This is a genomic window from Pseudomonas gingeri, assembly GCF_013386165.1.
GTDB lineage: Bacteria > Pseudomonadota > Gammaproteobacteria > Pseudomonadales > Pseudomonadaceae > Aquipseudomonas > Aquipseudomonas gingeri_C.
Genome location: NZ_JACAOS010000001.1, coordinates 348,812 through 362,608, shown reverse-complemented (window position 1 = coordinate 362,608; position 13,797 = coordinate 348,812). Strand labels below are relative to the sequence as shown.

At 64.3% G+C, this 13,797-nt stretch carries 13 protein-coding genes; 8 read left to right on the top strand and 5 right to left on the bottom strand.

Going from position 1 to position 13,797, the window contains the following annotated elements; translation table 11 throughout:
• Positions 1-276 precede the first annotated feature (276 nt).
• Positions 277-1,593, top strand: a complete 1,317-nt coding sequence (locus HX866_RS01520; RefSeq protein ID WP_177093057.1) for an MFS transporter — start codon at positions 277-279, stop codon at positions 1,591-1,593.
• A 258-nt stretch (positions 1,594-1,851) separates the two neighbouring features.
• Here the strand turns inward: HX866_RS01520 and purT are convergent, their stop codons facing one another.
• From purT to HX866_RS01495, 5 genes are all read right to left on the bottom strand, one after another.
• Positions 1,852-3,033 (bottom strand): formate-dependent phosphoribosylglycinamide formyltransferase, encoded by a 1,182-nt coding sequence (gene purT, locus HX866_RS01515; RefSeq protein WP_177137821.1) that lies wholly within the window; start codon positions 3,031-3,033, stop codon positions 1,852-1,854.
• Between the two features lie 117 nt (positions 3,034-3,150).
• Positions 3,151-3,618, bottom strand: a complete 468-nt coding sequence (locus HX866_RS01510) for a VUT family protein (RefSeq protein ID WP_100944705.1) — start codon at positions 3,616-3,618, stop codon at positions 3,151-3,153.
• Positions 3,619-3,843: 225 nt separating this feature from the next.
• A complete protein-coding gene (locus tag HX866_RS01505; RefSeq protein ID WP_177093060.1) occupies positions 3,844-4,053 on the bottom strand; it encodes a DUF1289 domain-containing protein in 210 nt (69 codons plus the stop codon).
• On the bottom strand, positions 4,050-4,574 hold the full coding sequence (locus HX866_RS01500; protein WP_100944707.1) for a gamma carbonic anhydrase family protein: 525 nt from the start codon (positions 4,572-4,574) through the stop codon (positions 4,050-4,052). Before HX866_RS01500 ends, HX866_RS01505 begins: the two co-directional genes overlap by 4 nt.
• A 40-nt stretch (positions 4,575-4,614) precedes the next feature.
• Positions 4,615-5,214 carry a CoA pyrophosphatase gene (locus HX866_RS01495; protein WP_177093061.1) on the bottom strand — a complete coding sequence of 200 codons (600 nt, stop codon included), beginning with the start codon at positions 5,212-5,214 and terminating at the stop codon, positions 4,615-4,617.
• Between the two features lie 147 nt (positions 5,215-5,361).
• Here HX866_RS01495 and HX866_RS01490 point away from each other — a divergent pair, with 147 nt between their 5' ends.
• The 7 genes from HX866_RS01490 to nagE all read left to right on the top strand — a co-directional run bounded on the left by HX866_RS01490 (position 5,362) and on the right by nagE (position 13,785).
• Complete coding sequence (locus HX866_RS01490) at positions 5,362-5,916, top strand: NUDIX hydrolase (RefSeq protein ID WP_177137819.1); 555 nt, start codon at positions 5,362-5,364, stop codon at positions 5,914-5,916.
• A gap of 38 nt (positions 5,917-5,954) precedes the next feature.
• The gene (locus HX866_RS01485) at positions 5,955-6,458 is read left to right on the top strand and encodes a L,D-transpeptidase family protein (protein WP_177093063.1); all 504 of its coding nucleotides are present in this window, start codon (positions 5,955-5,957) and stop codon (positions 6,456-6,458) included.
• Between the two features lie 178 nt (positions 6,459-6,636).
• Positions 6,637-7,368 carry a GntR family transcriptional regulator gene (locus tag HX866_RS01480; RefSeq protein ID WP_121136993.1) on the top strand — a complete coding sequence of 244 codons (732 nt, stop codon included), beginning with the start codon at positions 6,637-6,639 and terminating at the stop codon, positions 7,366-7,368.
• 19 nt (positions 7,369-7,387) lie between these two features.
• Positions 7,388-8,494: an N-acetylglucosamine-6-phosphate deacetylase gene (nagA, locus tag HX866_RS01475; protein ID WP_177126457.1), complete on the top strand. Its 1,107-nt coding sequence runs from the start codon at positions 7,388-7,390 to the stop codon at positions 8,492-8,494.
• Positions 8,475-9,497: an SIS domain-containing protein gene (locus tag HX866_RS01470; RefSeq protein WP_177137816.1), complete on the top strand. Its 1,023-nt coding sequence runs from the start codon at positions 8,475-8,477 to the stop codon at positions 9,495-9,497. The genes nagA and HX866_RS01470 overlap by 20 nt, the downstream gene beginning before the upstream one ends.
• Positions 9,498-9,510: 13 nt before the next feature.
• On the top strand, positions 9,511-12,027 hold the full coding sequence (gene ptsP, locus HX866_RS01465; RefSeq protein ID WP_177137814.1) for a phosphoenolpyruvate--protein phosphotransferase: 2,517 nt from the start codon (positions 9,511-9,513) through the stop codon (positions 12,025-12,027).
• Positions 12,028-12,069: 42 nt separating this feature from the next.
• Positions 12,070-13,785 carry an N-acetylglucosamine-specific PTS transporter subunit IIBC gene (gene nagE, locus HX866_RS01460; RefSeq protein ID WP_177137813.1) on the top strand — a complete coding sequence of 572 codons (1,716 nt, stop codon included), beginning with the start codon at positions 12,070-12,072 and terminating at the stop codon, positions 13,783-13,785.
• The last annotated feature ends 12 nt before the right edge of the window (positions 13,786-13,797 follow it).

Sequence of the window (13,797 nt, the reverse complement as noted above, 5' to 3'; positions counted from 1 at the left end):
GGGCGTCAACGAAAACGCGGGAAACCTGACGCCACACGGTGCCCCGGCTACCATCGCGAGCAAGCTCGCTCCTACAGAGACCGCGTTGGGCGCTATTGCGCGCTAGTCGGCAAAACCTCCCCTTGTTTGATCGACAAACGCCTTCCTATAATCAAGCCGGCCTATCCGCCAGCGCTTGATGCCGTCTCCCACCCCGAGCCGCACTGCAACCAGCCCTTATCCCTGGGCGTTCAATACTAATAATTCGCACGAGCAAGACCTTCAGGGACGCCCGCAATGACTTCCAGCACGACCTTTGAAACAACCACACCGAACAAACCGCTGAACTCGACCGCCCGCGTGGCGACCGCCAGTTTTATCGGCACAGCCATCGAGTTCTACGACTTCTACGTCTACGCCACCGCCGCCGCCCTGGTGATCGGGCCGGTGTTTTTCCCCCAGACCGACGGCACCGCACAGATGCTCTCGGCCTTCCTGACCTTTGGTATCGCTTTCCTCGCCCGCCCGCTGGGCTCGATCCTGTTCGGCCACTTCGGTGACCGCATCGGGCGAAAATCGACGCTGGTCGCCTCGTTGCTGCTGATGGGTGTCTGCACCACGCTGATTGGCGTGCTGCCGGGTTATGCCACCATTGGCGCCTGGGCACCGATCCTCTTGTGCCTGCTGCGCTTCGGTCAAGGCCTGGGGCTTGGCGGGGAATGGGGCGGGGCCGCGCTGCTGGCGACCGAAAACGCCCCCGAAGGCAAACGCGCCTGGTTCGGCATGTTTCCGCAATTGGGTCCCTCCATTGGTTTTCTCGCCGCCAACGGTCTGTTCCTGATCCTGGCCATGACCCTGAGCGACGAACAGTTCCGCGCCTGGGGCTGGCGTATTCCGTTTTTGCTCAGCGCCGCGTTGGTGATGGTCGGCCTGTATGTGCGCCTCAAGCTTGAGGAAACGCCGATCTTCGCCAATGCCGTGGCCCGCCAGGAGCGGGTGAAGATGCCGCTGGTCGAGCTGTTCAGCCACTATTGGGCACCGGTGCTGCTCGGCTCGCTGGCCATGGTCGTGTGTTATGCGCTGTTCTATATCTCGGCGGTGTTTTCCCTGAGCTACGGGGTGGCCAACCTCGGCTACAGTCGCGAGACCTTCCTCGGGCTGCTGTGTTTCGCCGTGCTGTTCATGGCCGCGGCAACGCCACTGGCAGCCTGGGCCAGCGACCGCTTCGGGCGCAAGCCGGTGCTGATTCTGGGTGGCGTGCTGGCGCTGTTGTCCGGTTTCAGCATGGAGCCGTTGCTGGGCCATGGCTCGACCACTGGAGTCGCGCTGTTCCTGTGCCTTGAGCTATTCCTGATGGGGATTACCTTCGCACCGATGGGCGCGTTGCTGCCGGAGCTGTTTCCAACCCACGTGCGTTATACCGGCGCCTCGGCGGCGTATAACCTGGGGGGAATCGTCGGGGCCTCGGCGGCGCCGTTCTTTGCCCAGAAGCTGGTGACGATGGGGGGATTGAGCTGGGTCGGCGGGTATGTGTCGGGGGCGGCGGTGCTGAGCCTGATGGCGATTTTCTGTTTGAAGGAAACGCGCTACAACGATTTGAACAAGGTGGGCTGAAGCGCTACGGGGGAATGGCCGCCTTTGGCGGATCGCCAGCAAGCCGGCTCCCACAGGATTTGTGTCATACCGCATGAATGTGAACGGCATGACCTTGCAGAAATCAGCAGGCCCCACAGGACTTGTGTCATACCGCATGAATGTGAACGGCATGACCTTGCAGAAATCAGCAGGCCCCACAGGATTTGCGTCAAACCACCCTGTGGTGGACGACGCAATCTTGTGGGAGCCGGCTTGCTGGCGATGGGCGCGCCGCGGTTACAGCTCGACCACAACCGCCTGCGCAGCGCGGGTCGCCTTGGCCCGTGCGGCTTCGATCGACTCGTCACGCGCCAGGGCCACGCCCATGCGGCGCTGGCCGTTGACTTCCGGCTTGCCGAACAGACGCAAGGCGGTATCCGGCTCGCTCAATGCCACACCGAGGTTGGCAAACGCGGTCTGGGTCGATTGCCCTTCCACCAGGATCACCGCCGACGCCGACGGACCGAACTGACGGATCAACGGAATCGGCAAACCAAGAATCGCCCGGGCGTGCAGCGCGAATTGCGACAGGTCCTGGGAAATCATGGTGACCATGCCGGTGTCATGGGGACGCGGCGATACTTCGCTGAACCAGACCTGGTCGCCCTTGATAAACAACTCGACGCCAAACATCCCGCGACCACCGAGGGCCTCGGTCACCGCCTTGGCAACCCGCTCCGACTCGGCCAGGGCCAACGGGCTCATGGCCTGCGGCTGCCAGGATTCCTGATAGTCGCCCTTCTCCTGACGGTGGCCGACCGGCGCACAGAACGTGGTGCCGCCAATATGACGAACGGTCAGCAGGGTGATTTCGTAGTCGAAGTCGATAAACCCTTCGACAATCACCCGGCCCTTGCCGGCACGCCCGCCTTCCTGGGCGTAGTCCCAGGCCTTCTGCACGTCGTCGACGCTGCGCAGCAAGCTCTGGCCCTTGCCCGACGAACTCATCACCGGCTTGACCACACACGGGAAGCCCAGGTCCGTGACGGCCTGGCTGTAGGCCTCGAAGGTGTCGGCGAAGTGGTAAGGCGAAGTCGGCAGTTGCAACTCTTCGGCGGCCAGGCGACGGATGCCTTCACGGTTCATGGTCAGTAGCGCGGCACGGGCGGTCGGCACCACGGTGAAACCTTCGGCTTCCAGTTCCACCAGGGTCGAGGTGGCGATGGCTTCGATTTCCGGGACGATGAAATGCGGCTTCTCGGCCTCAATCACCGCCCGCAGGGCCGCGCCGTCGAGCATATTGATCACGTGGCTGCGATGCGCCACCTGCATGGCCGGCGCATCGGCGTAACGGTCGACGGCGATCACTTCGACGCCCAGGCGTTGCAGCTCGATCACCACTTCCTTGCCCAGCTCACCACAGCCACAGAGCAATACGCGGGTCGCGGTCGACGACAGTGGAGTTCCGATACGGGTCATTTCAGGTCCTCAAGGAAGCAAGATCAGCGACGGCGCCTGCACAATCAGGCACCTGTCGGTAAGAAAGGCCGGCATTTTACATGAACTGAGCGGGACATGAACCGAACGGGCGCGACTTCAGCTGGAAAGCGCGGCCTTGCGCATCCGCCAGGCCATGGCCAGCCAGACGCAGGTCACCCCGGCGAATTTCGAGCCCAGGGCCGTGAGGATCACCCCCGGGGTCAGCGCGCCGATCAGGCCGAAGAAGATAAAGGTGTCCAGCGGGATGCTGAGTGCCGAACTTATCCACAGGCGATCGTGCAGCGGGCGCTTGGTGATGCTGAACACCAGCCAGTCGATGCATTCGGAAATCGCGAAGGCGGTGGCGCTCGCCAGGGCGATGGCCGGCTCGGAGGTGAAGTAGGACAGCAGCAGCGCCGCGATCATCGCGACAATCGCGCCGTGACCGAAGCGGGTCTGCACCATGTCGCGCAGGATAAACACCAAGCCGCCCCAAGCCGACCAGATGATGTCCAGGTGCGGCGCGGCGGAGAAGGCGAAGTTGATCAGCACGACGCTGGCGATGTAGGCGATAAGAAAGAGCATGGGTTGCAGACTACCTTGTCTATGTAGCCGTATAGGTTACCCCAAAGCCTTGAAGGGATCACACAAGTGTGGCGAGCGGGCTTGCCCGCGCTGGGGCGCGAAGCGGCCCTAAAATCTGCAATCACCGTGTATCAGAAATAACGGAGACCATGGTTTTACGACTGCTTCGCAGCCGAACGCGGGCAAGCCCGCTCGCCACAAGGGCCAGTCGCCACAACCGGCTAATCAGGTTTTGGCGTTCGGTATCCACAGCAAGCCGCTGGCGCGGGCCCGCTCATGACACAGCGCCAGCACCTCGCGCCGCTCGACATTGTCCATCCGGCTCCAGCGGGTGATCTCCGCCACCGTGCGCTGGCAACCGATGCAGATGTCCTGCTCATCCAGCGCGCAAACGCTCACGCAAGGCGACGCCACCGGACGTTCGATCGTACTCATGCCTCGTCGACCGCCAGGTCCCGGGCATAACGCTGGGCGTTGTGCACATAGTGGGCGGCGCTGGCTTCGAGCATTTTCTTCTGCGCCTCGGTCAACTCGCGGACCACCTTGCCCGGCGAGCCCATCACCAGCGAACCGTCGGGAATTTCCTTGTTCTCGCCGATCAGGGCATTGGCCCCGATGATGCAATGCTTGCCGATCTTCGCGCCGTTGAGGATCACCGCGTTGATACCGATCAGGCTGTAATCGTCCACCGTGCAACCATGAAGCATGGCGTTATGACCGATGGTCACCCCGGTGCCGATGGTCAGCGGATAGCCCATGTCGGTGTGCATCACCGTGCCGTCCTGCACATTGCTGTTACGGCCGATCAGGATCAGCTCGTTGTCGCCGCGCAACACAGCATTGAACCAGACACTGGCACCCTCCTCCAGCCGGACCTTGCCGACCAGGGTCGCATTGGGCGCCACCCAGCTTTGCGGATGCGTCTCGACCCGGGCATCGCCCAGACGGTATTTCATAGGGTTTTCCTCACGGCTTGCGACCACCTGAACGGTGATTCTAGATATTGATAAAACGCTCGGGGGGATTGTGCAGGCTGATCCGGGCGTCATACAACAGGTTGACCAACTCGACGATCATGATCGCCGTCAGCCCCCAGATCTTGTACTCACCAAAGCGGTAGCTGGGCACGTACCAGCTGCGGCCCTGGTAGTCGATACGGTGGGTATGCTCGCGCGGGTCCTCGCGAAAAAACGCCAGCGGCACATTGAACACCGCGGCGATCTCGGCGTCATTGGCCCGGTAGTCGACAAAGTCCGGCACCACCCCGACATAAGGCGTGACCTTGATCCCGTGCAGGGAGATCAGCGGACTGAGCGGCCCGATGATTTCCACCAACCCCGGGGCCAGGCCGATTTCCTCTTCGGCTTCGCGCAGGGCGGTGAAGATCAGGTCCGGGTCCTCGGGGTCACGGCGGCCACCGGGGAAAGCCACTTCGCCACCGTGGGTCGACAGACCGCTGGCGCGCAGGGTCAGCACCAGTTCCGGTTCGTCACTGCGAGTGATGGGCACCAGTACCGCCGCCTCGGGAAAACGACGGTCCGTTTCCAGGGGGCGGGGCGTATGGCTGCTGACCCGTCGAAGTAACTCATCCAGCATGGCTGATCTCGATTTGCGGCTTACCCGGCATCATGCACCAAAAGAAGTGAACTGCCCAAGCCCCCGACACGGGCATGTCGCGAAAGCACAACTTGCCGACAGACCGCCGCCCACGCGAAGATAGGCGTATCGCCAAGAGAATCCAGCATGAAGTTCTGTAGCCAATGCGGCAAACCGGTGAGTCAACGCATACCCGAGGGCGACACACGCCTGCGGTTTGTCTGCGACCACTGCGACACCATTCATTACCAGAACCCGAATATCGTCGCCGGCTGCCTGCCGGTCTGGGGTACTCAGGTCCTGCTCTGCCGCCGCGCCATCGAGCCGCGCCGGGGTTACTGGACGCTGCCCGCCGGCTTTATGGAAAACGGCGAGACCGTGGAACAGGCCGCTCGCCGGGAAACCCTGGAAGAGGCTTGCGCACAGGTGCGTAACCTGAGCATCTATACGCTTATCGACGTGCCGCACATCAACCAGGTGCATGTGTTCTACCGTGCCGAACTGGTGGACCTGGAATTTGCCGCCGGCGAAGAAAGCCTGGAGGTCCGCCTGTTCGAAGAACATGAGATCCCCTGGTCCGAGCTGGCGTTCCGCACCGTGGGACGGACCCTGGAATGCTTCTACGCCGACCGCCCGACCGAGCAGTACCCGGTTCGCAGCGAAGCCGTGCCGCCGATGATGCCACGCAGCACCCCCGAATAAATAATCAGAAACGCTTCACCTTCAGGGATACCGTTTTAATGCGCTGGTTGTTCGTTGTCTTCTGCCTGTCGTTCGCCACTCTGTCCCAGGCCTCTGCCGCCGATCCGCTAAACGGCAGGGTCATCGAGAAGATCCTGGTCCTCAAGTCCGCCCATCAGTTGCAACTGATCAGCGACGGCAAGCCACTGAAGACCTACCGTATTTCCCTGGGGCGAAACCCCAAGGGGCAGAAACTGATCGCCGGCGACCGACGCACACCCGAAGGTTTCTATTGGGTGGACTGGCGCAAGACCAGTGACAAATACAACCTGTCGATGCACCTGTCCTACCCCAATATCAGCGATTCGGCCCGCGCCCGCCGTGAAAATGTCGACCCCGGCGGCATGATCATGATCCACGGCACCCCGGACTCCGAGGATTACCCGGAGCAGTTGTTCCACACCCTGGACTGGACCGACGGCTGCGTGGCCATGCGCAATGTCGACATGCGCGAGGTCTGGGGACTGGTCAAGGACGGCACCATGGTGGAAATCCGCCCCTGATCTGACCACACCATCCTGATACCACTGATCTATCCGACGCCCGTCATGTCCCCCATGACGGGCGTTTTTATTGCACTCGCACGAAACCACTGGCATTGACATGGTATTCAAGTGGTATTACTTTCATCACCACTGTCCGAGTGCAAAACATCTAACAAACGCACAGGAAAAATCCTATATGAACGACATCCTCGCCCTGCGACCCGACGAGTCCCAGCCGACACCGCTGTACCTGCAGTTGGCACGCAACCTGGAAGCGGCGATCCATGCCGGCCAGTGGAAAGCCGAACAGGCACTGCCCTCGGAGCGCAACCTGAGCGAGCTGTTGAGCATTTCCCGCGTCACCGCGCGCAAAGCCCTGGAAATTCTCCTCGAACAAGGCCTGATCCGCCGCAGCCAAGGCTCCGGGACCTTTATCACCCCACGCCTGGAACAACCGCTGTCACGCCTGTCGAGTTTCAGCGAACGGTTGCGGGCCAAGGGCTTTGTCCCCGGCTCACGCTGGCTGGAGCGTGAAATCGCCCTGCCGAGCCATGAGGAATTGATCCGCCTGGCCTTGTCGCCACGGGACCAGGTCACTCGGCTCAAGCGCCTGCGTACCGCCGACGACACCGTCATGGCCATCGAGATGAGCACCCTGCCCGCCGCCCTGCTGCCCGACCCCGAGGCCATCGGCGATTCGCTCTACGCCTTTCTCGACAGCATCGGCCGTCCCGTGGTGCGGGCCCTGCAACATATTCGCGCGATCAACGCCTCGGCCGAATTCGCCGCGCTGGTGGGCATCGAGCCCGGCACCGCGATGCTGCTGATGACCCGTGTCGGCTACCTCGAGGACAACACCCCCATCGAGCTGACCGACACCTACTGCCGTAACGATTACTACGACTTCGTCGCCGAACTGCGGCGTTAGCCTGTTCAGAGAGCCTGCCATGTCCGAAGACAACATTCTCACCCCGCAAGGCTGGATTCGCGGTCGCCTGCTGCACCAGCACGGCAAGGTCACGCAGATCGAGGGCACGCCCTGCGATCCGCAGGAAAACGACCTGCCGTACCTGCTGCCGGGCTTTATCGACCTGCACGTCCACGGCGGCGGCGGCAAGGACATCATGGAGGGCGGCGACGCCTTCGAGACCATCGCCCGCACCCACTTGCGCTTCGGCACCACCTCGCTGCTGGCCACCACCATGACCGCGCCGCCCGAGGAAATCAGCCTGATCCTCGGCCAACTCGGGGTCTATTGCGAACAACGCCAGCCCGGCACCGCCCGGGTCCTCGGCGTGCACCTGGAAGGTCCGTTCATCAACCCCGGCAAACTGGGGGCGCAACCGAACTTCGCCCACACCGCGATCAGCGCCGAGGTCGAGGACTACCTGCGCCTGGCACCGATCCGGGTGATCACCATCGCCCCGGAAATCGCCGGCCACGCGCCGTTGATCCGCGACCTCAGTTCCCGTGGCATCCGCATGCAGATCGGCCATACCCTGGGCAGCTATGAAGAAGGCGTGGCCGCCCTCGAAGCCGGCGCCACCAGCTTCACCCACCTGTATAACGCCATGAGCCCGCTGCATCACCGCGAGCCGGGCATCGTCGGCGCCGCCCTGGCCCACGCCCGCTACGCCGAACTGATCCCCGACCTGTTGCATGTGCACCCCGGCGCCATGCGCGTGGCCCTGCGCTCGATTCCCTGCCTGTATTGCGTCACCGATTCCACGGCGGCGGCCGGCATGCCGGACGGCGAGTACAAGCTCGGTAGCCACACCGTGACCAAATGTCTGGGCGGCGTGCGCCTGGCCGACGGCACCCTGGCCGGCAGCACCCTGACCATGGACCAGGCCCTGCGCAATCTGGTGAAGATCGGCCTGCCCCTAGCCGAAGCCTCGCAACGCCTGTCGCAATTTCCCGCCGACTACCTCGGCCTGCCCGAGCGCGGGCGCCTGCAACCCGGCAGTTGGGCCGACTGTGTGCGCCTGGACCGTTCACTGACACTGACCTCGATCATGGTCGAAGGAGAAGCCGTTGACTTCCAGAATGCTTGAAGAGGCGCTGTCGGCCCACGAGGCGGTCAGCCGCCAGTTGCAGCAGCTCGATGAGCGGCTGATGGCCCTGGGCGCACGGCTGCGCGAGCAACCGCCACAGGTGGTGATGACCGTCGCCCGGGGCAGCTCCGACCATGCCGCCAGCTACTTCGCCTATATCGCCATGCAGCAGACCGGGGTCCCGGTGGCGTCCCTGCCGATGTCGGTGGTGACCCTGCAACACTCGCCGCTGCAGGTCAGCGGCCAGGCCGTGCTGGCCTTCTCCCAGTCCGGCCAGAGCCCGGACCTGGTGGACAGCCTGTGCCTGCTGCGCGAACGCGGCGCCCTGACGGTGGCCTTGGTCAATGCGCCCGACTCCCCCCTGGAAGCCGCCTGCGAATACGCGATCCCGCTGCTGGCCGGGCCGGAACAAAGCGTCGCCGCGACCAAGAGCTTTATCGCCACCCTCAGCGCCAGTGCCCAACTGCTCGGCCACTGGCACCAGGACCCGGCGCTGCTCGCCGCCGGACAGGCCCTGCCGGAAGGCCTGCGCCAGGCCGCCACCCGCGACTGGAGCAAAGCCATCGAGACCCTGCGCGACTGCGAACGGTTGATGGTGATCGGCCGTGGCGCCGGTTTTGCCATCGCCCAGGAAGCGGCACTGAAATTCAAGGAAACCTCGGCGATCCAGGCCGAGGCCTTCAGCAGCGCGGAAGTCCGTCACGGCCCCATGGCCCTGATCGACGCCGGCTATCCGTTGCTGGTCTTCGCCCCACGGGGTGCCGAGCAGGCCGGGCTGCTCAAGCTCGCCGCCGAGATGCGCCAGCGCGGTGCCCGGGTGCTGCTGGCGGCACCGCCGGACGTGGCCGAACGTGACCTGGACCTGTGTTGCGCCGAACACCCGGCCCTCGACCCGATCCTGGCCATCCAGAGTTTCTACGTGATGGCCGCCCACCTGGCCGTGGCCCGTGGCATGGACCCCGACCAACCGCGCCACCTGAGCAAAGTCACCCGTACCCACTGACGAGTACAGCGCCATGCATAACAAGAACAACATCACCCTCAGCGCACCGTTGAGCGGTCCCGTGTTCCCGCTTGCCGACGTCGACGATGCGGTATTCGCCAGCGGCGCCATGGGTCCGGGACTGGCCATCGACCCGCTCAACAATTGCCTGCATGCACCCTGTGCCGGCGAGATCATCCATATCGCCCGAACCCGGCACGCCCTGACCCTGCGCAGCGATAACGGCGCCGAGCTGCTGCTGCACTTGGGCCTGGATACCGTCGAGCTGCAAGGCGAGGGTTTTGCCCTGCTGGTCGGGGAAGGCGAGCGGGTGCAGGAAGGCCAGGCCTTGCTGCGGGTCGACCTGGACAAGGTCGCCCGCCAGTGCAAAAGCCTGGTGAGCCTGGTGATCCTGACCAACGGCGAGCATTACGACCTGCAGCCCGTCGCCCGGACCCAGGTCAAGGTCGGCGAACCCTTGCTGCACATCGTCGCCCATCGCAACGCCGAACAGCGCGCGACTGCGCCGACCACTGACACCGACGAAGTTCGCGGCAGCGCCCGGGTCGCCCATCACGGCGGCCTGCATGCGCGTCCGGCGGCATTGCTGCGCCAGACCGCCCAGGGCTTCAATTGCAGCGCCCGCCTGCACCTGGGCGATCAATCCGCCGCCCTCGACAGCCTGATCGGCATCATGGGGCTCAGCGTCGGCGAACAGCAGGAAGTGCAGATCAGTTGCCGTGGCCCGGACCGCGAGGCGGCGTTGCAGGCTCTGCTGAAGGTGTTGCGTACACCCCTGGGCAATGCCGGCCATTCGGCGCTGCCCCAGCTCAAGGCAACCGCGCAACAACCGAGGGAAGATGGCGTGCTCCAGGGTGTGTGCGCCTCACCCGGCCTGGTCAGTGGCCCACTGGTACGCCTGAGCGCCATCGCCCTGGCGCCGGACACCGGCGGGCACATTGCCGATGAACAATTGCAAGCGCTGGACGCCGCCCTGGAAAAAGTCCGCGCGGACATCCACGGCACGCTGATCCAGGCCCGCCAGCGCAAAGACAGCGAAGAAGAGGACATCTTCAACGCCCACCTGGCCTTGCTCGAAGACCCCGCTCTACTGGATGCCGCAAGCCACGCCATCGAAACCGGCCAGGCCGCGACCCATGCCTGGGACCAGTCGATCGAAGCGCAATGCCAGGTCCTGCTCAATCTCGGCAATCCGCTGCTGGCCGAGCGCGCCAACGACCTGCGCGATCTCCGGCAACAAGTGTTGCGTGCCCTGCTGGGCGAGGCCGCGCACTACGACCTGCATCCCGGCGCCATTGTCGCCGCGCAGGAACTGACACCCTCGGACCTGTTGCTGCTCAGCCAGCAACAGGTGGCCGGGTTGTGCATGGCCAGCGGCGGTGCGACCTCCCACGTGGCGATCCTGGCGCGAAGCAAGGGCCTGCCCTGCCTGGTGGCCTTGGGCGCCGACCTGCTGGACATCGCCCCCGGCCAGGTGGTGGTCCTCGACGCCGACCGGGGCCGCCTTGAACTGAGGCCCGATGCGGCCCGCCGCGAAGGCGTCGCCCAGGCCCACGAGCAACAGCAATTGCGCCGCCAGCAACAGCAGTCCCAGGCCCAATTACCGGCCGAGACCCGCGATGGCCTGACGATCGAAGTGGCGGCCAATGTCGCCTCGGCCAGCGAAGCCGGCGAGGCCCACCGCCACGGTGCCGACGGCGTCGGCCTGTTGCGCACCGAGTTCCTCTTCGTCGAGCGCCGCAGCGCACCGGATCAAGAGGAACAACGCCGTGCCTATCAGGGCGTGATGGACGCCATGGGCTACCGCCCGGTGATCATCCGCACCATCGATGTCGGCGGCGACAAGCAACTCGATTACCTGCCGCTGCCGGTGGAAGCCAACCCGGTGCTGGGCCTGCGGGGCATCCGCCTGGGCCAGGCGCAACCGGAACTGCTCGACCAGCAACTGCGCGCCCTGCTGCAGGTCAGCCCACTGCAACGTTGCCGGATCCTGCTGCCGATGATCAGCGAAGTCGACGAACTGCTGCAGGTGCGTCGACGCCTGGACGAACTGGCCGGCGAGATGGGGCTCAACCTGCGCCCGGAGCTGGGGGTGATGATCGAAGTGCCTTCGGCGGCCCTGCTGGCCGAACAATTGGCCGAGCATGCGGACTTCCTGTCCATCGGCACCAACGACCTGTCGCAGTACACCCTGGCCATGGACCGCGACCACGCCGGCCTCGCCGCCCGGGTCGACGCCCTGCACCCGGCGCTACTGCGGCTGATGGCCCAGACCTGTGCCGGTGCCGCCCTGCATAAACGTTGGGTCGGGGTCTGCGGCGCGCTGGCCTCCGACCCGCTGGCGACCCCGGTGCTGATTGGCCTGGGGGTCACCGAGCTGTCCGTCAGTACTCCGCAAATTGGCGAGATCAAGGCCCGGGTACGCAGCCTGGATGCCGCCGAATGTCGGCGGATCGTTCCGTCGCTGCTGCACCTGGGCAGCGCCGCGAAAGTCCGTGAAGCCTGTCGCCAACACTGGCCCCTGGGCTGATTGATCCAAGGCCTGCCCACAACAACAAGAAGGAGACACGTCATGTACCAGTTCTTCATCGAAGGTCTGCAACGCCTGGGACGGGCGTTGATGCTCCCCATCGCCATCCTGCCGATTGCCGGCTTGCTGCTGCGCCTGGGCGATACCGACCTGCTGAACATCGCCATCATCCACGATGCCGGCAATACCATCTTCGCCAACCTGGCACTGATCTTCGCCATCGGCATCGCCGTGGGTTTCGCCCGGGACAACAATGGCACTGCAGGTCTTGCGGGGGCCATCGGTTACCTGGTGCTGATCGCCACCCTCAAGGTGCTCGATGCGAGCATCAACATGGGCATGCTCGCCGGGATCATCAGCGGCCTGCTGGGCGGCGCGCTGTACAACCGCTTCAAGGACATCAAGCTGCCGGAATACCTGGCGTTTTTCGGCGGGCGGCGCTTCGTGCCGATTGTCACCGGGTTCTCGGCGGTGGGCCTGGGGGTGCTGTTCGGCTTTATCTGGCCGCCGATCCAGAGCGGCATCAACAGCCTCGGCCTGCTGATGGTCGAGAGCGGCAGCCTCGGGGCCTTTGTCTTCGGTTTCTTCAACCGGCTGCTGATCGTCACCGGGTTGCACCACATCCTCAACAACATGATGTGGTTCGTGTTCGGCAGCTACACCTCGCCCGAAACCGGATTGGTGGTCACCGGTGACCTGGCGCGTTACTTCGCCGGCGACCCGAAGGGTGGGCAGTTCATGACCGGCATGTTCCCGGTAATGGTCTTCGGCCTTCCGGCGGCCTGCCTGGCGATGTACCGCAATGCCCTGCCGGAGCGGCGCAAGCTGATGGGCGGGCTGTTGCTGTCGATGGCCCTGACCTCGTTCCTCACCGGGGTGACCGAACCGATCGAATTCGCCTTCATGTTCCTCGCGCCGATGTTGTATGTGCTGCATGCCTTGTTGACCGGGCTGTCGATGGCGGTGACCAATGCCTTGAACATCCACCTGGGCTTCACCTTCTCCGGCGGCGCCATCGACATGGCCCTGGGCTGGGGCAAGTCCACCAACGGCTGGCTGGTGTTCCCGGTGGGTCTGGCCTATGCCCTGCTCTACTACTTTGTGTTCGACTTCTGCATCCGTCGCTTCGACCTGAAGACGCCCGGACGCGAAAACATCGCCAGCGCTACCGCCACCCGGATCCTCAGCGAGAACCAACGGGCAGCCGCTTATATCCAGGCCCTGGGCGGCGCCGCCAACCTGCTGACGGTCGGTGCCTGCACCACCCGCCTGCGGCTGGAACTGCTGGATCGGGACAAGGCCGTGGACGCCGAGCTGAAAAACCTTGGGGCGGTGGCGGTGGTACGGCCGGGCCACGGCGGCAGTCTGCAAGTGGTGGTCGGGCCACTGGCCGACAGCATTGCCGATGAGATCCGTCTGGCCTTGCCCGTGACGGGTTCGATCGACAAGGTAGCGAGTGCACCGATGCCTGCCGAGTCGCTTGCAATCAGTGCGCAACAGCTCGGGCAATGGTTGGACGCGCTGGGTGGGAAAGACAATGTGCTCACCTTGGAGTGTGTCGCCCAGACGCGGCTGCGGGTACAGCTCGAGGATGTCCGGCGGCTATCGGAAGCGGACCTGAAAGTCCTCGGCTGCCAGGGTGTCAGCCAGGTGGAAGGCGGAGCCTGGCATGTGTTGGTGGGAAACCAGGCCGGCGGCATCAGTGAAGCATTGAGGGCGCTACTGAACCGCAGGGAAACCTGTGCCGCGCCGCTCTAGTCGCGACGACAA